Genomic DNA, 22662 nt, shown 5'->3' with positions numbered 1-22662 from the left:
GGGTACTTACAGAGGAAATATGCATATAAACTATATGGATTTAAATAGCGGAGTGGCCGGTTTTTCACAAAAGGATTACCAATTAAAGCGTCATGCCCATTTCCCTATCGAAGTAGCTTTCAGCTTATCCGGGCAGTTAACTATTGCAACCAATACCCACAGATATGCTAATATTCAATCTGCCATTATTAATTCAAATGTGCCGCATACTTTCAGTTGCCTGAACAGTGAATGCCAGCTGTACTTTATAAACCCTGTGTCTTATGCCGGGAAGAATATCCTGAAATCTTACCTTAGCCATAACGAAGACATTCTAATTGATCCTGTTGAAATTGAACCTTTCAAGGAAAACTATATACTCGCTTCTGAAAATCAACATCCGGCTTTAAATGACATGGACAGCCGGGTGCAGCTAATCCTGGACTGGATAAAAGCAAATTATGCAACCGACCGGATAAATATTGCCAGGCTTGCTGAAGTAGTTTTTTTATCTGAAAGCAGGTTATCACACTTATTTAAGAAAGAAGTAGGCACCTCTATTAATCAGTATATTTTATGGAAAAAGATTGAAATGGCTATAAAACATGCACTGGAAGGCTCCTCCCTCACCAGGTGCGCCTACTCTTCCGGTTTTGCCGACTCCTCTCATTTTATTAAAACATTTCAGAAAATGTTTGGCATTTATCCATCTTTTGCCACCAAAAAATAGCAGGATTATACAATTTATCTTGTCGGCGTCGTCCCAACTTTGCGTCTAAACAGCACAAAGATGACTGACACAATAACAGCCATTAACAAGGCAATAGTTCAACGACTGTACAAGGAGGTCCTGGTGAACTGGAATATGTCACTGGTGGAGGAGTTTGTTGCACCTCATTTTATATCTCACGACTGGCCGGAAGGCAGCCCATCAGGTCCGGAAGCATTCCGGACTTACTATTCAACCGTCATACGCTCCGTATTACCGGACGCCCGCTATGAAGTAGACGACCTCATTGCAGAAGGGAACCGGGTAGTAGTGCGATGGAGGCTATTGGGGACCCATCAAGGCAACTTCCTTGACATCGCTCCCACAGGCAGGCTTATCACACTCGAGGGTATTGCCATCTACCGCCTGGAGAACAATAAATTGGCAGAACGCTGGGTGGTCACAAATCTGCACCGGCTACTTGAAAAAGCAAAAGACACTTCATCAGCCAACGTAAAACAACACTAAAAACACAAGATATCATGCTATATAAAATTGCGCTATTCTTACACATTACAGGGGCTTTAATGGTATGTGCCGCCATTGCTATTGAGTGGCTTTGCATCATCCATTTCAGGAAAACAGCTAGTATGGACCGCATTAAGGAATCGCTTTTCTATTATTCCAGGATAGGTATCATGGGCGATATAGGAGCGCTCCTGCTCCTGATTCCTGGTATATATATGATGCTCTCCGTTTGGGGTGATGCCAGGTGGGCTATATTTGGTTTTTTGGGGTTGATACTCATAGGCTTGATTGGCGGCATCATAACAGGGAGAAAAATGAAAAAAATCAGGAAAATAATGAAAGAGAATAATGCGCATTCGCAGGAGTTAGAAAAACTTATAAACGATAATTCCCTGTGGTTTTCTATCAAAATGCGAACAGCAATTTTCCTGGGGGTTATTTTTTTAATGACTTTAAAACCTGAACTGGAGGGTTCCATCATAACGATATCCGTATCCATCATACTTGGAGCGCTTCCCTTGCGGATGAAATATGAGCCCTCTGCTGCCGGGTAATACGCTCCAACCTCATATTTTGTTACAACTAAAGCAGATCCGGTTAGGTCCGGCACCCGCCTATTCCGGAATTTTGTCATCTCAAACAAGAGATTTCAATCAAACATTGTATGAAAAAATTAATCTTTATTTTAAGCATGATCCTCTCTTCCTTCGCGTATGGACAGCAACACCATCCCCGTACTTTTCTCTTCGTTCCCGGTGCATGGGACGGTGGCTGGGACTACGCAAAGGTGGATTCCATTTTAAGCGCACATGGCGACATCGTTTACCGGCCCACACTTACAGGCCTTGGAGAAAAGGTGCATCTCTCCAACCCTGATATCAACCTGACCACCTACATCCATGATATACTGAATGTGATCAGGTTCGAGAACCTGCACAATGTCATCCTGGTAGGTCATAGCTATGGCGGCATGGTCATTTCAGGCGTGGCGGAGCAGGCGCCTGACCGCATCCAACAGCTGATTTACCTGGATGCGATGGTACCTGACAACGGGGAAAGTGCAAAAGACGTGTGTGGCGACCTCTGGGAGCCAATGACCAGGGGTAATATCAAAGACAGCATGGTGCTTTATCCTTTCGGTCCCACAAAGCTTACTCCACCGATGGATGTACCACAACCATTGAATACCTTTACTGAACCGCTGCAGATCAGCAACCCCATGGTCAAAAAGATTCCAACGGCCTTTCTCCAGATGACGAAAGACGGTAAGGGAAGTCCGGCACACGATAAAATGGGAATATTGAAAGCCAGGGCAAGAAAATGGAAAATCTATACCCTTGAAGGCGGACACTACTCCATGCGTGAGCAACCGGACAACCTGGTAAAAAAGCTGGAAGAGATCGTACAGTAATAGCTCCCAGGGAAAGGCCCCGGATATGCCTGCGGCAATCATAAAACATCAGTAACTTAGGATATGGAAAACAGGGTGATACACCGGATAAAAACGATCAGTGAATACCATAAGGTAATGGGGCTTCCCAAGCCGGAACATCCGCTGATCAGCATTGTCGATTACGGGTCTATACAGCTACCCTGTAAAGCGAGTATGGGTTTCATGTTCGACTTTTATACCATCCTTATCGACAGGGATTTTAAAGGCAACATGAAATACGGGCAGCAGTCGGGTGATTTCGAGGAAGGCGTACTTTTTTTTATGGCGCCAGGCCAGGTATTTGAAGTGAGTGTTGAAGAAGCGGAAAACACCAACCGCTCAGGCTGGGTATTACTCATCCATTCCGATTTCTTATGGAAAACTACGTTGGCAAAGAAAATCAGGCAATACGACTTTTTTAACTATGCTGTGAATGAGGCCCTGTTCCTGTCGGATAAAGAAGAAAAGTCGATCCTTGCCATCATGGAAGGCATGGCGCAGGAGTACCGGAATAACATCGACAAATTCAGCGACCCTGTGATCATTGCGCAGCTGGAACTGCTTCTGACATATGCGGAGCGATTTTACCAGCGGCAGTTCATTACCCGCAAAAAATACAGCCATACGATCCTCGACCGCTTGGAATCCTTACTGAATGAATACTTCAACAGCGACCGGCTATCTACAGAAGGAATACCCACCGTTAAATATGTGGCCTCCTCATTGAATGTCTCCGCCGGATACCTCAGCAACTTACTGAAAGTGCTGACGGGCAAAAGCACACAACACTACCTCCAGGACAGGCTCATTGAAAACGCAAAGGCGCAACTGTCCACCACGAATCTGTCGGTGAGTGAAATTGCCTATGGATTGGGTTTTGAACACCCGCAATCATTCAGCAGGCTGTTCAAGTTAAGGACTAATTTGTCGCCTTTAGCATTCAGGGCAAGCTTCAACTGGAACGCGGACGCTGAAGGATCAACAGTTCATACTAAAAACTAAGTAGCTAAACTGATCCGGAAATAACATCGTCGAAATATAGGCATTTTGAACCGTTTGCATTCCGGTGCAGACGGTTCAAAATGCCTATATTTATATAACGCGTCAATTGAATCATCCCAAAACATACGCATTGCTATGAAAAGAAAGCATCATGGCACAAAGGTGCTGCATATGGTTAACGCCACGTCCCCGGAAGTTCAGCATTATTTTGAAATAATGTTCAAAGATCTAAAAGTACATCTCCCCTTTTTCTCTGACTCATTAAAAAACGCTATTATCGATAGCTGTGAAGTATGCTCTTTTAAGAGGAATGCTATCCTGCTGGACTATGGCGAAACCTGCCGGTACTGTTATTTTTGCATTAAAGGACTGGTTACGGGAAGATATATAAAAGATGGTACTGAAAAGGCGAAGTGGTTCTTTGCGGAACATGATATGATTATTTCGGTAAAGAGTTTCTTTAACCAGGTAGCCAGTTTAGATAAGCTGATTGCCAAGGAGTCTACTATATGCCTGGCTATATCTTGGGAAAAACTGGAAACTATTTATGCCGAATACCCCGAGTTCAATAAGATAGGCAGGAAACTAACGGAGCACTACTATGAGCTTGCAGAGGAAAGGGCCATGTGGATCAATTATACTGCGGAAGAGCGTTACCACCTGCTTTTTAAAGAATATCCCAAACTGGAGAACCGGATAACGGATACAGATCTGGCCTCTTATCTCGGCATCTCGCGGCAGTATTTAAGTGCTATCAAAAAGCGCTGTATACGTACTCCCAGGCAGCGGATACCCGGATAAAAAATTGTCATATATCTTAACAATCTTCTCAAATTGGCCTCTTAATTTTGAAAATGATAAAATAACCCTGCTGCCTTCAGCATCTCCTTATGAGTATTCAGCGTTTTTCACTTCAAAATAAGATATCCATGATTACTCAAACAAAACAAGCGCCCCACCGATTACAATTATTAGCCGTAGTAAGCTGTTAAAAAGCCCCCCGCATGCCTGCGGGGGACGCTTAAAACTGTTCTGAATTGTTGCAACTTTCCTCAGAACAGGTAGCAGAGGGTGTTCCTGCTACTCATTTTTAACAGCGGCCTGACTTACACCTGTCATGATGCTGCCTGCTACTGCTACTACCTGGGCTACTTCCCCTACTATAGACGGGAGTTGTACCGGTAACCCTATCACTGCAGCTGCGAGCGCAGTGAGAATGAGCCCTATGTTGCGCACCTTCACAAAGAAAGGTGGTGTGGGGGCAATTAATCGTTGTACTAATTCCATACAGCATTTGTTTTAAAGAGTGAAAAATTACGCATCCTTAAACGCTGGCGGATACCGCCATCACCTTCATGGAATTGTATGTACCATTGGACAGCTTGTAAGGCTTTCCGTTCACTACCTGTACAAACTCAATGCTGAGTGCCAGGAACATCGGGAACGTGCTGTTGGGAGAAACGGTGGCAGTGAGCTTCAGCGGAGCGGTATTATTGCTATCCAGTACCAATACTTCGCTGGCAGCTATGGCACTTTCATACTTACCGCCTGCAAAGTCGATAGCACAAACGCCACAGGTGATAATGAAGTGCGATGCCCCTGGGGGTGATTGAATGCCTTCCGCCGGGTTGAAGGGCGGCAGCTCTATTGTTCCGGTACCGGCCACGCGATCAATGTTAGCCGTTAAGGGAGCAAAGAGTGAGGTATCCATCAAACTATTCATATTAAACTCAAAGCTTTCAATGAACCCAACTTCTCCGTCAATTACATTCCGTAAGCCGCGATCGCTGGTAGCATCGGCCTTTACCACTTTTACGAATTCTTTCGTGAGGCGGGGGGTAGCCCCTTTGTCCGCCGCATTCTTTATCATATCACGAAAAGCTGTACGTAGCAGTTTACTGGCTTTGCCTGCGCGGCCAAACTCGAGGCCGTTTTCGCGGGTGCGTTTGAAGGCCGGGTCAGTGGAGATCCGGGCTCCTGATACGCCAGATCTTTTCCTGACTGCGTATCCACGCTTTGTTTTATAAAACGATAGGTTTTCGATTGCGCCGTCAAATTGTAGCAATCCGTCTTGTTTACTCATAATTAAAATGTTTTTTCTTAAAGAATAGGCAGTTTCTATAGCTATGCCTGTTAAGCTTTTCCGTCTGATCAGACAGGGTTGTACTTCGAAATACGATACGAAATTATTCACTGGCAGAAGAGTGGAAAAACAAACCCGCCGCTTTTGCCGCTTTTTGCCGGATTATGCCGAAAAACGTTCGCAACAGGATGGTGATTTACACCAAAGACATTCAAAACATCATGGGCAAGAGCGACCGCTCCGCCAGGGAGCTAATGCAAAAGCTCCGGCAGATGTTTGGAAAGCAGGACTGGCAGTACATTTCAGTGGCTGAATTTTGTGAATACTCCGGGTTGGATGAGGAGGAGGTCAGGGAGTTCCTGGATGGATAATTTGGGGTCCTAAGTGTATTGAGAGTGTATGCGGAGAGTATTGTGAGTGTATTACGAGAGTATGGAGACTATAAGGGGACAGTATAAGGACTGTATGGGGAATACGACACATAGACGACTCCTAAGTAACCGGGAAGTATGCGACATGTATGCTACATGTATGGGAGAAGTATTCTAATGAACGGTATTTTAAAAATAATCCTGATATTTTAAACAATTATGCTTCAGCCTGGTTATTGTACCAGTATCCTTTCATTCATTTAAAACACCACAATGTTATGGGAAAATTCATTATCAAAACAGCTAAAGACGGCCAAAACTACTTTGCTTTGAAAGCCGGTAATGGCGAAACTATTCTATCCAGCGAAATGTACACCACCAAAGCCGCCTGCAACAACGGCATCGAGTCTGTTAAAACCAACGCGCCGAATGATAGTCGTTATGAAAAGCAAACCGCCAAGAACGGTGAGTTTTATTTCACGCTCAAAGCGGCCAATTTTCAGGTTATCGGCACCAGCGAAATGTACACTACTTCCTCCGGCAGGGATAACGGTATTGAATCCGTTAAAAGCAATGCTCCTGGAGCAAGCGTTACAGAGGAATAAAAACACGAAGGGCTGCCGCGGCAGCCCCTTTTCACTTTTGGTTGCTTCCGGCAACAGCGCTGAACAAACCATTAACAAGCTCCTCTCCTATGCTGCGGATCCTTTTCATTTCAGCTTTGCTTAACGCCGGTACCCCCTTGCCTTCATTGCCCCGCATCTTCCTGTAAAACGTTGGCGCGCTATAGTTACATTCCTCGCAAACGCGCTCCCTGAAAAGGACAGGCAGTTTGGAGAACTCCGTATGCAACTCGAGCAATATATTCTTCTTTTGGGTTTCAATACTCATAAAGTACAGTTGAATAGTGATGGTTTATTTTTGCAATACTGATCCGCTCTTCTATCTCCAGGGAATGAAGCGTCAAGAAAAAGGTGCGGAAGTAATTGCCGGTAATAGCGGCAATGGTTCCATCTATCCCCTTGTCGCCGTCGACCAGTATTTCAATGTACTGATCAAGCGCAGCTCTCAACTCATCCAGCTCTATACCCGCCTGGAAACTTGATAACTCATACAGATCGCTTTCCAGCTCCGATACCAGCTCCCTGGTAAGGTCTTCTGCATTGGCTCTTTTCAGCGCATCCCTGAGGTTAAAAGCGGCTTTAGTGGTGGTGTTGAACAAGGTATAGAACGTCATGAAATCGGACCGCTGGCTCGGGGACCAGTTATTGGCGGAGGTACTGCCGATAACATTGCATAGTTCGTGTTCGCATAGCTCGATGAAGCCTGCGGAGGTGCCACAGGCGGTGATGCGGGTTAAGATGGTTAACAGATTTTCCATAACAGATATATTTTAAGGTAATTAAATAGCACTTGTGTAAGCGATTGGTGGTACTATACACCTGGGTTAACCGAGCTTAAGAAAGGAAAAGATGAAGAAAACGCTGTAGACACTCAGCTTCCGCTTCACAACAAGCATTACCTTTTCCTTATTTTCTCAAAGAATCTAATAGGATTCATTTTAACGCCGATGGACCTATAAACGATTCTTTGAGTCACAAATATAAATCTAATATTGCAAATAAACAACCCTTTAGATTCTTTTTTATTGCTTTTACATTTTAAAAAGATTCAAAAAGCGTCAATTTAGACACAATACAATTTCTTATGAAATGATATATTTGCCCAATATCATTTCGAATATGCCTACATATAACAGGATTAAAGCTGTACTTGCATTAAAGAGGATTAAGAACGACCAGTTGGCAGAAGCTCTTGGGGTGAGTCCGGGTGCTGTATCTACCTGGTGCAGAAATTTTAAGCAGCCTTCAATTGAGAAGCTATATGAGATTGCGCGGTTTTTGAACGTGGAGGCAACGGCGTTGTTGAATCCGGTGAGTGAGGTGGAGGAATAGGTCAAATCCTATAAAATCCTACTCATAAGCAAGTGATACAATATTATATTATTCTTCCTTATCATCTATATTTTGAGCTACCCCATTTACCTTACCTTTTCCTTTCCCAATGAATCCACTTATTAATTTCAAAAAATCATCTTTTAGTTCAGGGAATGCACTCATTGCCTTCTGAAATCGCGGGGAATTGAAAAATTCTTGGTAAGGACTGCTGTGATGTTCACTTTCCACCAATCTCAAAGGTGCCTCTTCCAAACGAGATAAGGCTGAACTAAATAACCTTGCTTCAAATTTAGGATCAATTCGCGCGGCTTCTTTTCTATACCCCTCATATGCCTTTGCAACAGATGCTTTGAAGGCGTAGTCCTCCGCCAATCGAAATCGTTGACCAATTTGCTTCGTAGCTAGCCATGCAAGCCACAAAGGTGCCGCAAAACTTATTACGGATAGTGAGAACTGCATCCATATTATTCCCCAATGGGGATTTGGCGCTGCTAAAGAATGAGACAAAATATTAAACCGACTGGATCCAATCCATGCTCCTGCAACTAATGCAACTAGCAGTCCCCCCACCCAGCCCCAAACCGTGTTTGTTAAGTTTCTTGCCCTAAGTTCAAAAGCTGCAGCGAGCCCCTTTGTCGTAGTAATCTTATAAGCTTCTTCACATTGAGAAACCAATTTAGAAGCTATATTCTCCTTTTCAATAATTGATTTTACAGATACTTCAACATCAGCATGAAACTTATCAATCTTGCCATAAAGTGCAGAAGAATCTGAGGAAATTGTGCTAATCTTGGCTCTTGCCTCCCTTAAACTTTGTAAATCAGTAGGCAACGATTCTGCTGTCTCATATGCGTCTTTAATCGTTTTAATTTGATCCTCCAATTTCTCTTTTTCAGGCGAGATGCTATTCAAATCATCACGAATTGAACGTAATTTCCTTGTTAACTCTTTTGGCAAAGCTCCCTTTTCCTGCAAAATTTCCCAATCAAATAGAGGTTGAATCAACGCATTTATCCAAATAATCATCCCCATAAAAGCCGTAATGGCGGCGGGAGCATTCGAGTTAAATAATTGAGGTTGGGTATGTACTTTGAATAGATTTACTCTATTTTCAATTTCATTCAATCTTTCAGATAAATCTGCTTCAACTTGTTCAATGTTCGAAAATTTTATCTTATTGGATATATCAAAAACTATATTGGCTAAATCAATCCTGGTCAAGGGAGGGCAAGTCCAATTCACAAATTCTGTAAAAGTTCTATTCTCATTATTTGTATTTAAGATTGATTGCGCGAAATCATCTAAAACCGCACAGACATTGGTAAGAATATTGTTCATAAATATAGGTTTGGGTATTCCAACTTGCTTATTCAAGACTATAAATATAATAAAAGTTCATCACACTTTCAATTTTTCATGCAGAGTATGATTCTTTTAGTTTTATATAGTACCCTCCTCGAGATGAAAGTGTATTATATAAGATAGCATAATCACTTTTCATGCAAAACACAATAAATAAAGTACAAGGCGTATAAGCCTTGCTTATATCGTTAGATTATATCGTTTAACAAGTGAAGTAGAATATTACTTAAACGAAAGAATACAGCTGTACAGAGCTGATACGTACTTAACTTCTGTATTAATCCGTCATCAAATCAAAACTGGAATAGAAAGGGAAATAATTACCATTGAAAATGTGATGACTTATATTAAAGGATCTTATACTTTTGATTCCACGAGATATATGATCATTGAAAAAGGTATAAAGGCCTATCTTGAAAAAGATTATTTAATCGCTTTGCATCTTTTAATACCTCAAATAGAAGCTGCCTGTCTACGTATTTTACATTTAACCGGGGAATCGATTTGACTGAAGCAAAGAATGATGGCATGAACTATAAGATCCTGGATAGTATCCTAAAGGATCCTGCATTTATCGCAGAAACAGGAGAAAATGACTCACTGTATCTCAGGACAATACTTACCTCAAACCAGGGGTGGAATTTGCGTAATGCGGTTTGTCATGGTATGACCAATGACAATACATTCACGAGCGTGCAGGCAGACCGAATATTCTTAGTGATATTATATCTGGCTGCTTATACTCTAGAATTTGAATAATTTGTCTAATCATTATTTCAAGCCTATAGGTATAAAACCCAGGTGTAAGCTTGATATAAACGATATAATATTGCATATAACCTCAGTGGTTCTATCAAGTACCTTTATCAATTGGCACTATTAATCATCATAATGATTCGAGAGACAAGTCTTACTCTCTAAAAGCTAAGACCAAATAAAAACAATTCTATGGCTGTAGGAAAAACTGCCACAACGGGACAGACATGCCCAGAAAGTGGTGTTTGGAAAGTGGTTGGTACACCTAGTACAACTGCACCAATCGCGAAAGGCAATACAATGCCCCCGTATGCTGGCAAAGCTGTCACATGGCAACTAATACAGTTAGCCTAATTCAAAAGGGGAGTAATCCCCTTTTGTTATTAACCCTATTAGTTTGATATAAGTCATTATTATTGTTATTATTATTGATTAAGACAAGCGAATCTGCATTTTTGTATTTATTACAAGCTCAACGTTTGAGAATAATCAAGCCTATACACTAATAATGTATTTGTCAAAACAGGATTAACAGAATACCATGCGTTGACAAAAAAATCCAATATTAGTAATTCTATTAAGTGACAGTGTTGAAATCTGCTCCTTCATGTGGATATTTTCTAACATTACATTAATATCCTTATTTATTAATCCTTTAAATTTAATTGAGGCAACCCATAGTGGTTGAAGATAAAGGTTGCCCTTTAAGTTTTCAAAATTCACGTTTATTAACGTCTTCCGGCGAAGCAGGAATAGCTATTCAATCCTGATTTAAAAAATGAGAAATTTAAAGCGAGTATTTCATTGGTTTAAATTGCCTACCAAAGCCAAGTAAGCCAAATAATTTTCTCTTATTTCCTCTGGATTGTCCAATGAAATCTCATTCATACATTCCGGCGCAAAATCCTTAATAATCCGAATCTCAGTACTTTCGGCATGGAATATTTCGAACGCAACACCCTCATATAAAATAATAAGATATTCACCCACCTGCCAATGCTCATGATCTAGTTTATGATTGAGGTGGAGGGTCCAATATTGAAAATCATATTTCTCAAGGCTATCTTTATTCACAACATATTCCTGACGTTCATATTCATCTATAAACCCGATGCCACCAAGAACCTCATATTTCCCTTTATACTTACTAAACGTGTCAAGAGTTGAGTGCGTGAGGGTTTGTTCCATATAGTCTAAAATTCGATTCATCATATCTTCATCAAAATCATCGTTATACAATTTCCTCCCTTTGAAAAGATCAAACCAATTGTAAAAATTCAGCAAAATAAATCCAAGGTCTTTTGTATCGAGTTTTGCCAAGTCGATATTAAGAACAATTTCCTTTAATACTTCGTAACTTGGATTGATCTGATATTTATTCTTGTAATCCTTTAGGGTTGCAAGCATCTGGACATAACGTCCCGTAGAGAAATAACGCTCGATAAGTTCTGGAAATTGAAGCAATCGCTCCTTCAGATCTTCTCCCTCAATAATAATAATATCATACATTTTCTTTTGCTCTATTAACTTATCCAACCAAACTCGACCACCAGTGGTCGGATATGAGGTCATGAATAACACTAAAAAATCTGGCCTTTCCGCATCAGCCCATGCTATTTTTGAATTCAGATGCTCAGGCGGAACCCCGCCAGATGTATAGTGTTTACATTCAAAAAACCATTTCGTTTCCTTAGCCTTTATAGTATTCAGGAAGGTGAATGTACCTTCGATATCGCGACCGTTATCTCCCGCTCCTTGCCTCCATATCAGGTTTCTAAAGTTATAATTTATTAAGAGATCGTAACAGAGATTTTCAAAGGCCAGTGGAGAAATTTCTTCAAATTTTATATCCTCTTTTGTAAATCGCATTTTCTAAGTAATTATATTATAATAAAAATACACTATGTTTCTATATAAAGTCGGAAGTGTTTTGATTGGTTCGTAGAAAGACAAAGGTATTTTGCTCAAATTTAGACAAGGAATTAACCAATAACTTAGATCACCTTATCGAGGTGGCTAGATAACTTCCCGATTGGAGTCTCACAACTAGTAACTAATAAAGTAGAAATCTCCTTACCAACTTTACGCAAATCCAGTGCGTAACCATTTCCTATTATTGTAGGGAATTTCTAATTTGATGGTTTGGATAAACAATACGTAATTCTACGCACCAGTAACCGTATAAATACGTATTTTTGTAAGGACAATAAAACTTGTGGTTTTGTATTTTAATTTACATCCTGTTATGCGATTGTTTGTTGCAATTTTAGGTTATTCAGTATGTTATCCTATACCGGAAGTGATCAGCTCTCTATGTCTGTGATATTTTTGTTGCCTATATTGCAAAATCCATGAATTGTCCTGCTATTAGAAATAAGGTTCAAAAGAATCATTTTTGTTTAACTAATTTATGTTTACCCACTATGATTGTATAATTTTTTTATGCTCCGACCAAAAACGGATACCCATAAATCTTTAATGTGAAGTATTGTAGATTCAGGCATTAGAGATAATTCTGCTATTTTTCATGATTGTAGAATTCTTTGGTAGACAGGCTTTTTGCTGCGCTTAACTGCGTAAAATATTAGCTGCCTGAATGGGAGAAGCATGCTCCATCCTTAAGTAAATATATCAAAATGGATCAGCTTAACTATGTATCAGTGCTCTAGGAGCACAATAAACTAACGGCTGTATTCAAATTACCTCTGTACCATTCAACATATCATATGAAAGCAGTTTTCATCTCGATTGTATTGCTTGCATGCCCTGTCTTAGGATTTTCCCAGGATGGCAGGACCAAGGATTCTACTCAGATACATGGGGCATTCCTTGTCGGTATCACGCAGAAGTCGAACCGGTTAGAGCGTCTTATCAGCCGGAAGTCGGAAAAGACTTTAGCACGGCTTGTAAAGGAGGAAAACCGGATGAAAAGAAAACTCGCAGGTATTGACTCCCTGAAAGCAGACAATCTCTTTACGCATTCCATAGATTCTCTCGGCAAACTGAAATCCCGTCTAAGTGGCAAATTAGGCAAATATTCCGGTGCTTTAACCCAGTCTGGCGGTTCTTATCTCGATAGTCTCAGTAATTCACTTTCCTTTCTGAAAGATTCCAAAGGCTTACTGGACCAATCTAAAGGGATTACAGATAAACTAAATGGTTCATTAAAATCTGTCGATAACCTGAAAGATAAACTGGCCCAGGCAGAGCAGATCAAAGCGTACATCCGTGAGCGTAAACAACTGCTGAAAGAACAGTTAAGTCAGTATACCGGCTTCACCAAAGATCTGCAGAAGATGAACAAAGAAGCCTACTATTATGCGCAGCAACTGAAAGAGTATAAAGAGGTTTTTAAAGATAAAAAGAAAGCAGAGCAAAAAGCAATGGAAGTGATTAAGAAGATCCCCGCTTTCAACGACTTCATGCAAAAACATTCCCAGCTCGCCAGCCTATTTAATATACAAGGCGGAAGTGCATCAGCCCCTAACCTTGAAGGACTGCAAACCCGCAACCAGGTGGAGCAGCTGATCCAACAGCGCTTAGGCAGCGGCCCCAATGCCAGTGCCGCCGTAAGCCAGCAAATGGCCGAAGCCCGCAGCAAATTCGACGAGCTGAAAAGCAAGTTCCCCGATCTTGATAACGCCGCAGAGATGCCGGATTTCAAGCCCAAGGAAATGAAAACAAAAAGCTTCCTGCAACGATTGGAGTTTGGCAGCAACATCCAGTTTCAGCGCAGCAATAAATTCTTTCCTACTACCGGCGACCTTGCCGGACAAGCCGCCTATAAATTCCATAAAAATGGAAGCGCCGGTCTTGGTCTTTCTTACAAACTGGGTATGGGTACCGGCTTTGATAACATTCATTTCTCCGGCCAGGGTATGGGCATCCGTTCCTTCATCGACTGGAAACTCAAAGGCACCTTTTTCCTGAATGGCGGCTATGAGCAGAATTATCAGCCTGATTACGCCGGCGTGCCGGAAGGTATAGGGCAGAAATGGACCCAGAGCGGGCTGATTGGGATTAGTAAGAAGTACAAGATCAATAGTAAGCTCAAAGGCAATATGATGGTGCTGTTTGACTTTTTGTATAACCAGCATGTACCAAGGACGGACCCCGTGAAGGTGCGGCTGGGATATAATTTCTAACGATCCCAATAAATTATAAATAATAATCAAAGTTCAATACTATTTCCATGAAAGGAATTTGTTTACTCTTATTTTCACTCTTTTTTAGAGTTGCCCTGTTCGCGCAGAATGGGCCAGGTATGATGGACATCCCTAAAGTCATCCAACCATCTCCGAATGCGGCCTCTTTGGGCAAATATGGAGATGTACCTGTTGGTTTGTATACAGGTATTCCCGGGATAAGCGTGCCATTGTACACCGCTTATATTGGTAAAGTGCCGCTGCCCATTTCACTAAGCTATTATGCTTCCGGGCTTAAAGTCAGTGAACTTGCCTCCCAGGTCGGACTTGGATGGACGTTGAATGCTGGAGGTGCGGTTACCAGAAGCGTGAACGTGAGGCCAGACGAGCTGGGTTACATGACCCAGGGGAAACTGGCTGTTCTGGATTCAATCGTACTGACAGGCGACCGGATCAGAGAGGCTGCCATGGGAATACTGGATCTCCAGCCAGATAATTTTTCTTTTAATTTCAACGGCAGAAGCGGCAAATTCATAATCGATGCCACGCCAGACAACAAGGCCCATATCATACCTTTCCAACCGCTTCAGATCACCTACCCTAAACGGCTGGACAGTATCCAGATTGTGGATGAAAACGGGATCATATATCAGTTTTCTGCATCAGAGACTTCTTATACAGAAGGCGCTGTACTCTTTAATCCCTTTAAATCGGCCTGGTATCTCTCCCGGATCATTACCCCTTACGGAAATGCAACTTTTACTTACGCTGACGATGTTGATGATGTGATCGGTGAGCAAAGAACCGAAATTGATTATAAACGTATAGTAGGTACCTGCGATGTTATGACAGCAAGTAACTCTTACACTCAGGTGAGAGCAGCGTCAAAAGTTCTGAAGAGCATTACTACCCCTTCCTGTATCATCAACTTCTACTCCACCGCGAACCGAAGAGACGCGCAATCCAGAAGTAAACTGGATTCAATAACGGTTCTGGATAAAAAGAGCAAAAGAATTAAGAATTTTGTTTTTAAATACAGTTATTTCGGATCAGATACGCAAACGGATCTAAAATACAGGCGACTCAAGCTCGATAGCATATCTGAAGAAGGCGTCAATTCAATAGGCAGGAAATGGCATTCTTTTGAATACAATTCGCCTCAATCGGTTCCACCAACAGACTCCAAATCTCAGGATACCTGGGGATTCTATAATGGGGCGAATAATTTCACCCTGCTTCCCCAGGTGGATACGTTTGTTAACAATATCCACATTTCTTTGTCGGGTGCAAACAGGCGCCCCGATCCCACTTTTACACAAATTGGAATGCTTAAAAAAATAGTTTATCCCACCGGCGGCAATACGGAATTTGTGTATGAGGGCAATGATTATGGATTGAAGAACGGCAGCCAGGTGAGTTATCGAGAAAAAATAAAAAACAATAGAGGTGTTGTAGCGTTTAGCCCGACAAGCGGAACTAGCAATGTTGATGTGGAAACTGACATGGCTTTAAAAACTGGTCAGGAAGTCATAGTTTCATATGGAGCAGAGTTTGATGGCCCTGCCTCAAGAGAAGATAATCCTTCGATGTACCTCTACAAAGTCGGACCGAATAATGTTCGGACCACTTTATTGGAGTTCCATAATATGCGAAATGTCCATTACTCGCAGTCCTTATATCTGGATTCAGGTCTTTATTATTTGCGGGCGACAGTAGATAGCCGCAGCGGTCAGCGGGCCTCCATTGGAGCGGAATACTACACCTATTCTGATTCGGTAATCATCATTAAAGCAATGGCCACGGGTGGACTTAGAATCAAAGAAATCGTTAATTCAGATGGTCTGACAAATATTCCTGTCAGGCGTAAGTTTACCTATAAAACTACATACGATCCAAACCGCTCTTCTGGAAACCTAATCAGCGATTTTGATTTTACGGAGAGTAAACTGACCAATAGAGATAACATATCACTTGGAGGCGCATGTGTATTTTTCATAAGATCAAGTTTTCCGGTCGCCAGTCTTACCACCACCCGCGGTAGTAACGTCGGCTACTCCGCCGTAACGGAAATTGTCGGTGATGGGAAGACCGGCAAAAAGATCTCTGAGTTTTCTTTTTCTGCGACTAACATGCATTTACCCGAATATCATGCGGGGATTACTATGAATTATTATAATATCGGGGCGTCAGAGAAATACACTTCTGATATGGATTATTTACGGGGTAGTTTGCTCCGCGAAACGAGTTATGATTCTTCCGGAAGAAAATTAGCCCGCACGGATTTCTCATATAATACTGGCAATCTTCAGAATGGCAACTACTTTGTAGCCAAAATATTGTACGGTTACAACTTGCCGTATTGTAATTCCCAGGCTTGTGCCAGTTGCTGCGTTAGTGAACCTATGAATCAGGGATACAGGCTTGTTCCTTCGCAAATTGTTTGTCCCTGGATTTATGAGGTTCAGCGAACGGATTCACTATTCGACCTGGATAATAACCGTAGTATCGTAAAAGTAGTAAATAGCTATTATGATAATGCCGCTCACGCTCAGCTGAGCCGACAATCTGAGATTAATTCACTGAATCAGGTACAAACCACTTTTTTTAAGTACCCACTTGACTACTCGATTACCGGAACACCAGCTACATCTGAGGTGTTGGGTATTAAGTATCTACAGAACAATCATTACATCAGTTCTTTGGTGGAGAAATATACGACAATAGGCGCTGCTACAACTTCAGCCTCTATTACAACTTATAAACCCGATAAACCTTATCCGGATGCAATATGGGGCCTTGAATATTCCGACCCTGTCACAAATTATTCTCCGGTTAGTGTTACTGCGGCTTCAATGGTAAAGGACAGCAGAATTAAGCCCTGGATTACCTTTAACAGCTATGACAATTTTGGTAATATTCGTCAACAGGGGAAATTTAATGATGCTTCAGAGGTATACCTATGGGGATATGACAACCAGTACCCCGTTGCCAAGATAGTAGGTTCTGACTATGCTACAGTTGCCCCGATTGTTAATGCAACAATTCTCAATTCGCCATTGACCGATCAGCAGCTTAGAGATGAGTTGAACAAATTAAGGGCGGCATTACCGAACGCCCTGGTAACCACATATACATATATTCCACTTTTGGGTGTAACCTCAGAGACCGATAACCGAGGTTTAACCAGCTATTATGAGTATGATGCTCAGGGACGTTTGAAGACCATTAAAGACCAGGATGGTAAGATTGTGAAGTTAATCGAATACCAGTACCGTGCACCTTTCGCACAATAATTGGATCTTAAAAATAGATAAGCCATGTCAAAAGTTATATATTTTCTTTTTTTATTAATCTTGACAGGTACTTTGGACGCCCAAACCCCTGTTGACATTCCGCGTGGTGCAGCAACTCCTGTTGCCCCTCCTCCCGCGTATAACAATGCTTCTGTAAACTACGTCAGATCCTGGGACCCCAGTATGCCCAGCGCTGATTCGGCTACAATTGCTGCGGCAATCCGTTCGGTATCGGAAGTAAAGCAATCAACGGAGTACTTTGATGGTCTGGGCAGACCTATTCAGACTGTTGCCAAAGGGCTAAGCCCCGCCGGAAAGGATATGGTGACTTCCGCTGTTTATGACCAGTACGGTAGGGAGCAGTATAAATACCTTCCTTTTACCTTACAGAATTCAGGTACAGGGAAATTCAAAACCGATCCTTTTACTGAACAAAGGCTCTTTTTTTCCAACTCAACCTTGATGCCGGGAACAGCTGGGGAAAGCGTGTATTATAACAAAACTGATTTTGAAGCATCTCCATTAGGCAGACCTTTAAGATCCTATGCTCCGGGTAACAGCTGGGCTAAGAAGGACATCGCTACTGGTGAAAATGGAGGGAACCGGTTTTTAAAGAAAAGCTACGAGACGAATAGCCTGACGGATTCTGTAAGAATTTGGACTCTTGTCTCGGGAGCCATCACTCCGACAAGTTCCGCAATTTATCAGGCAGGCCAGTTATACAAAAATTCTACTACAGACGAAGCAGGTAACCAGGTGATTGAGTATGAAAATAAGGAAGGACAAACTATCCTGAGAAAAGTACAAGCTCCTGTTGCTGGTACAGCACATGTTGGATGGCTATGCACATATTATGTTTATGATGACAAAGATAAACTTCGCATGGTAATCCCCCCGAAAGCTGTTCAGGCCATTAGTGTGAACTGGATACTGAGCGCAGAAGTTGTAAAAGAGCTGTGCTTTTTATATCGGTATGACGGACGCGGGCGGATGATTGTCAAGAAATTGCCAGGAACAGATTCAACAGAGATGGTATATGACGTACGAGACAGATTGGTTTTTTCTCGAGACGGCAATATGAAACCGACAGGTTGGCTTGTAAATTATCATGATGCTTTAAACCGGCCTACTCAGGTTCAGTTTTATGCTGTTACAACTGACCGGGCTACGTTACAGAATTCTATGAATTCAATTGTTACAGGAAATCCTTTACCTAACTTACCTGCGGCTGCTTTAACTCCATTGTCGCTTACCTTTTACAATGATTATACATATGCAGGTACGTTGACTTACGCTGCCGAAGATATAGGAAAACCACAGGCGGGGACTAATCCCTATTCCGAACCCTTGCCGGCTACACCGAGCAATAAAACGAGAGGCATGGTTACCGGTAGAAAGGCCAAGGTTTTAGGAACTAATCAGTGGTTGACAACAATTAATTATTATAATGATAAAGGCAGACTGATTCAGACAGTGTCTGACAATATTTCTGGCGGCGTGGATGTAGTAACTAACCTATATGACTTCGATGGAAAGCTACTGAGCAGTTATCTTAAGCACAAGAATCCGAAAAGTACAAGTAGTCCCCAAACGACGATTCTCACAATGATCACTTATGATGCTGCTGGTCGGGTGATCAACATTAAGAAACGGCTCAATGATGTTGTTGCAAGTGAAAAGACCATTTCAGCCTCTACTTACGATGAATTGGGCCAACTGCAAACAAAAAGGCTGGGTGTCACAGCGACGGGACAGCTGGAAACACTCAAATATGATTATAACATTCGCGGATGGCTTAAGGGAATCAATAAAGATTACGCCAATACTGATGGTAGCACTGCAAACTGGTTCGGCGAAGATCTGATCTATGATTACGGGTTCACACTCGCCGCCCAGTTCAATGGTGACATAGCCGGCGCACGTTGGAAAAGCAAGTCAAACGGCATCGCAAGGCTGTATAGTTTTGGATACGATAAGATTTCCCGGCTAACTTCTGCAAATTTTCTGGAAAGAAACGGTACGACATGGGGTAAAACCGCGATGGATTTCACCGTAAATAACCTGAACTATGATGCAAACGGCAATATCTTAACCATGAACCAGATGGGTAAGAATGGCGCTGCGGCACCCGCACTTATTGACCAACTTTCCTATACTTATCGCAGCAACAGCAATAAATTGGCAAAAGTGGCCGATCCCATTAATACTGCGGCCGCAAAGCTTGGGGATTTCAACAATGGGGTAAATACCGGTGATGACTATGATTACGACGCAAATGGTAATCTTGTCAAAGATGAGAATAAAAAAATCTCGCTTATCCGCTATAATTACTTAAATCTGCCTGATAGTATTGTCCTTACTGGCAAAGGGAACATCGTCTATAAATACGATGCCTCCGGTAACAAAGTCCGGAAAATTGTAACAGACGTTACCAGCGGGGCACCCAGAGTTACCACCACAGATTATATAGGGAATTTTGTATATCGCAATGATACTTTACAGTTTGCAAGCCACGAAGAAGGACGCATACGTGCTGTATTTAAAACCGGACAACCAGTTAGTTACTGGTTTGATTATTTTATAAAAGACCATCTGGGCAATGTGAGAGTAGTACTTACAGATCAGACAGACTTAAGTGTTTATTCAGCCACAATGGAGGCTGCAAGTGCATCAAAAGAATCAGCGCTATTTAGCAATATTGAGAATACCCGTGCATCCAAACCTCTGGGGTATCCTTCAAATGAAGATAGTGTCCAAAATGAATCTGTCGCTAAACTGACAGCGCTTAATGAAGGTAAGAAAATAGGGCCATCAATCGTCTTGCGCGTTATGGCAGGGGACACTTTTAGGATAAGAACGAAAGCCTTTTACAAATCTATAGCGCCAGTGGATAGAAAAGAAGAAATTCCTTTAGCTGAAAACATGCTGGCAGACCTGGTACAAGCCTTCAGCGGAAATTCACTGTCAGAGGGCGCACATGGAACCTCCGCCCCTAATTCCACAACGCCTTTTAACAGTGACTTTTACAATAATGACTACCAGCGCCTTAAGCAAGAGGATGCAGATGAACCAAATTCAGAGAGGCCAAAAGCTTATTTAAATTTTGTTTTATTTGATGATCAGCTTAAATTAGTGGATGAAAATAGTGGTGTAAGGCAAGTTAAAGCTGAACCTGATGCGCTTCAGACATTGGGCCAGGATGAAATGGTTGCCACAAAATCCGGTTTTTTGTATGTGTATACCAGTAATGAAAGTGCTCAGGACGTATTCTTTGATGATGTAGCAGTTGCATTAGCTTCGGGACCTCTGCTTGAAGAGACACATTATTACCCATTTGGATTAACGATGGTGGGGATTAGCTCAAATGCACTGAAGGGAACGAATTATCCGGAGAATAGGATGAAGTATAACGGGAAGGAATTGCAAAATGGAGAGTTCGGTGATGGTAGTGGGTTGGAGTGGTATGACTATGGAGCGAGGATGTATGATCAGCAGATAGGGAGATGGCATGTATTAGACCCTCTTGCAGAGAAAATGCGGAGGTGGTCGCCATATAATTATGCGTTTGATAATCCAATTCGTTTTATTGACCCTGATGGAAAAGGACCATTTGACTGGATTGCAAAAAAAAATGAGAACGGAAGTTATACACCTCAATATGATGCAAGTGTAACTAATGCGAGTCAGGCCGCAGCAAAAGGTGCTGTTTATCTTGGAAAAACAGCTACAATTGCTGCTAATGATGGGAACACCTATCAATTGAATGCTGATGGTTCTGCATCAAGCAAACCAACTGTCGATGGCGATGCTGCAAAGCAGAGTGTTACAGCTGAAGATAAAACAGGAAAAGAGCCTGATGCAATTACTGCTGCAGATATAAATAAAGTTGCAGGTGCAGCTCAGAAAGTGAACGAGGTGGTGGATAATACGGTTTTAAAAGCTGCTGAAATAGGCTTTAAAGAGGCAAATGCTGTTGCTCCTGCTCCAATATATGAAAGTTCAGGAAAAGCAATCGGCAAAACCAGCAAAATTTTAGGAGTTGTTGGTTTGGCTCTTACAGGTGTTGATGCCGCGACGAATGGAAAGGGATGGCAAACTAAACATACTATTGAGGCCGCTGTGGGGGTACTTACTTTTGTTCCTGTTATAGGTGAAGTTGTCGGACCTGTTTGGTTTTTTGCAAATTTAGCAACGATGGCGGCTAATGATGGCAAGGGCATTAGTGATACGATTCAAGACTCAATAGATAAAAAATAAACAAAAAATAAAGATGGGATATTACGATAATATATACGCCGCAACTTATAAATTCTATTCCCGATTTAAACGAGAAGAACCTAGGTCAAGTGCCATCTGTGTCGTGGCTGTATGCCAAATGATGTTATTCATTCTGATATTTGCAATTTTTCAAAGAATTGGAATGATCAATCTAAGGGAAATAGGTATCAATAAATACTACTTCTTACCCTTAATTTTCGTATGGTTATTTCTTCTTTTTAAGTATTATTCGGAAGAAAAAGGGAGAAGGACTATTGAAGTATTTGAACTTAAGACAACTGCTCAAAAAAAAATGTGGGGAGTTATTTCTTTGGTTTCATTCTTATTACCAATCATTTTAATTGCAGTTTTCACTATGAAGTGATTATGCGGATAATATAAAAGGGTTTTGTTTTGAGAGATAAACCAACAACTTACGAGTCATAAGTGAAAAATCCGCAGGCAATGCCTGCGGATTTTTCACTTATGACTCGTAAGTTGTTTAATTTTTGGTGTCTCGAATCACCATATCAATATCGTCGAGGATATTTCCCTGGCCTTTTTGGGGAGAGTATTGATAAGCAGGAAATTGCAAGACCGATTGTGACACAACCGAACATCTTGCGGGTTCCAGCGAAGCGTGGAATTATCTATCCGAAACTACCCAAATATTGAATAATAACCTTGACCCCTCAAAATTTTAAAGGGGTTAAAAACCGGCGTCAGACTTTGGAGGGGAAGCGCAAAAAGGCAGGTTGTGATACAACCTGTTATCTTGCAAATTTCT

The 22662-nt window shown here is 41.8% G+C and carries 19 protein-coding genes; 13 read left to right on the top strand and 6 right to left on the bottom strand.

The window, feature by feature from the left end; genetic code table 11:
• Nucleotides 1-34 precede the first annotated feature (34 nt).
• From AB6805_RS16730 to AB6805_RS16705, 6 genes are all read left to right on the top strand, one after another.
• Complete coding sequence (locus tag AB6805_RS16730; RefSeq protein WP_370910581.1) at nt 35-709, top strand: helix-turn-helix domain-containing protein; 675 nt, start codon at nt 35-37, stop codon at nt 707-709.
• 60 nt (nt 710-769) lie between these two features.
• Nucleotides 770-1216 carry an ester cyclase gene (locus AB6805_RS16725; RefSeq protein ID WP_370910580.1) on the top strand — a complete coding sequence of 149 codons (447 nt, stop codon included), beginning with the start codon at nt 770-772 and terminating at the stop codon, nt 1214-1216.
• 14 nt (nt 1217-1230) lie between these two features.
• On the top strand, nt 1231-1770 hold the full coding sequence (locus tag AB6805_RS16720; RefSeq protein ID WP_370910579.1) for a hypothetical protein: 540 nt from the start codon (nt 1231-1233) through the stop codon (nt 1768-1770).
• Nucleotides 1771-1880: 110 nt separating this feature from the next.
• The gene (locus tag AB6805_RS16715; RefSeq protein ID WP_370910578.1) at nt 1881-2627 is read left to right on the top strand and encodes an alpha/beta fold hydrolase; all 747 of its coding nucleotides are present in this window, start codon (nt 1881-1883) and stop codon (nt 2625-2627) included.
• A gap of 63 nt (nt 2628-2690) precedes the next feature.
• The gene (locus AB6805_RS16710; protein ID WP_370910577.1) at nt 2691-3650 is read left to right on the top strand and encodes a helix-turn-helix domain-containing protein; all 960 of its coding nucleotides are present in this window, start codon (nt 2691-2693) and stop codon (nt 3648-3650) included.
• Nucleotides 3651-3785: 135 nt separating this feature from the next.
• Nucleotides 3786-4451 (top strand): Crp/Fnr family transcriptional regulator, encoded by a 666-nt coding sequence (locus AB6805_RS16705; protein WP_370910576.1) that lies wholly within the window; start codon nt 3786-3788, stop codon nt 4449-4451.
• Between the two features lie 279 nt (nt 4452-4730).
• Here AB6805_RS16705 and AB6805_RS16700 read toward each other — a convergent pair whose 3' ends face one another.
• Complete coding sequence (locus tag AB6805_RS16700; protein ID WP_370910575.1) at nt 4731-4937, bottom strand: hypothetical protein; 207 nt, start codon at nt 4935-4937, stop codon at nt 4731-4733.
• A 37-nt stretch (nt 4938-4974) separates the two neighbouring features.
• Nucleotides 4975-5733, bottom strand: coding sequence for a hypothetical protein (locus AB6805_RS16695; protein WP_370910574.1), 759 nt, complete (start codon nt 5731-5733; stop codon nt 4975-4977).
• Nucleotides 5734-5897: 164 nt separating this feature from the next.
• On the opposite strand from AB6805_RS16695, the gene AB6805_RS16690 reads away from it, so the two are divergent.
• Nucleotides 5898-6104, top strand: a complete 207-nt coding sequence (locus AB6805_RS16690; RefSeq protein ID WP_370910573.1) for a hypothetical protein — start codon at nt 5898-5900, stop codon at nt 6102-6104.
• 278 nt (nt 6105-6382) lie between these two features.
• Complete coding sequence (locus AB6805_RS16685) at nt 6383-6709, top strand: YegP family protein (RefSeq protein WP_370910572.1); 327 nt, start codon at nt 6383-6385, stop codon at nt 6707-6709.
• A gap of 31 nt (nt 6710-6740) precedes the next feature.
• Here AB6805_RS16685 and AB6805_RS16680 read toward each other — a convergent pair whose 3' ends face one another.
• Together AB6805_RS16680 and AB6805_RS16675 are read right to left on the bottom strand one after the other, a co-directional pair.
• Nucleotides 6741-6995: a hypothetical protein gene (locus AB6805_RS16680; RefSeq protein WP_370910571.1), complete on the bottom strand. Its 255-nt coding sequence runs from the start codon at nt 6993-6995 to the stop codon at nt 6741-6743.
• A complete protein-coding gene (locus AB6805_RS16675) occupies nt 6985-7485 on the bottom strand; it encodes a hypothetical protein (protein ID WP_370910570.1) in 501 nt (166 codons plus the stop codon). Before AB6805_RS16675 ends, AB6805_RS16680 begins: the two co-directional genes overlap by 11 nt.
• Nucleotides 7486-7816: 331 nt before the next feature.
• On the opposite strand from AB6805_RS16675, the gene AB6805_RS16670 reads away from it, so the two are divergent.
• A complete protein-coding gene (locus AB6805_RS16670) occupies nt 7817-8059 on the top strand; it encodes a helix-turn-helix transcriptional regulator (protein WP_370910569.1) in 243 nt (80 codons plus the stop codon).
• A 48-nt stretch (nt 8060-8107) separates the two neighbouring features.
• Here the strand turns inward: AB6805_RS16670 and AB6805_RS16665 are convergent, their stop codons facing one another.
• Nucleotides 8108-9400 (bottom strand): hypothetical protein, encoded by a 1293-nt coding sequence (locus tag AB6805_RS16665; protein ID WP_370910568.1) that lies wholly within the window; start codon nt 9398-9400, stop codon nt 8108-8110.
• A 528-nt stretch (nt 9401-9928) separates the two neighbouring features.
• Between AB6805_RS16665 and AB6805_RS16660 the strand changes: the two genes are divergently transcribed.
• Complete coding sequence (locus AB6805_RS16660; RefSeq protein WP_370910567.1) at nt 9929-10183, top strand: DUF4209 domain-containing protein; 255 nt, start codon at nt 9929-9931, stop codon at nt 10181-10183.
• Between the two features lie 798 nt (nt 10184-10981).
• Here the strand turns inward: AB6805_RS16660 and AB6805_RS16655 are convergent.
• Nucleotides 10982-12049, bottom strand: a complete 1068-nt coding sequence (locus AB6805_RS16655) for a restriction endonuclease (protein WP_370910566.1) — start codon at nt 12047-12049, stop codon at nt 10982-10984.
• 1055 nt (nt 12050-13104) lie between these two features.
• Here AB6805_RS16655 and AB6805_RS16650 point away from each other — a divergent pair.
• Genes AB6805_RS16650 through AB6805_RS16640 form a run of 3 tightly spaced genes read left to right on the top strand, consistent with a single transcriptional unit; the run spans nt 13105 to nt 21875 of the window.
• Nucleotides 13105-14325: a hypothetical protein gene (locus AB6805_RS16650; RefSeq protein ID WP_370910565.1), complete on the top strand. Its 1221-nt coding sequence runs from the start codon at nt 13105-13107 to the stop codon at nt 14323-14325.
• 47 nt (nt 14326-14372) lie between these two features.
• The gene (locus AB6805_RS16645; RefSeq protein ID WP_370910564.1) at nt 14373-17618 is read left to right on the top strand and encodes an RHS repeat domain-containing protein; all 3246 of its coding nucleotides are present in this window, start codon (nt 14373-14375) and stop codon (nt 17616-17618) included.
• A gap of 24 nt (nt 17619-17642) precedes the next feature.
• On the top strand, nt 17643-21875 hold the full coding sequence (locus tag AB6805_RS16640; RefSeq protein WP_370910563.1) for a DUF6443 domain-containing protein: 4233 nt from the start codon (nt 17643-17645) through the stop codon (nt 21873-21875).
• The last annotated feature ends 787 nt before the right edge of the window (nt 21876-22662 follow it).

The organism is Chitinophaga sp. RCC_12, assembly GCF_041360695.1.
Classification (GTDB): Bacteria; Bacteroidota; Bacteroidia; order Chitinophagales; family Chitinophagaceae; genus Chitinophaga.
This window is presented reverse-complemented; position numbering and strand designations above follow the sequence as displayed.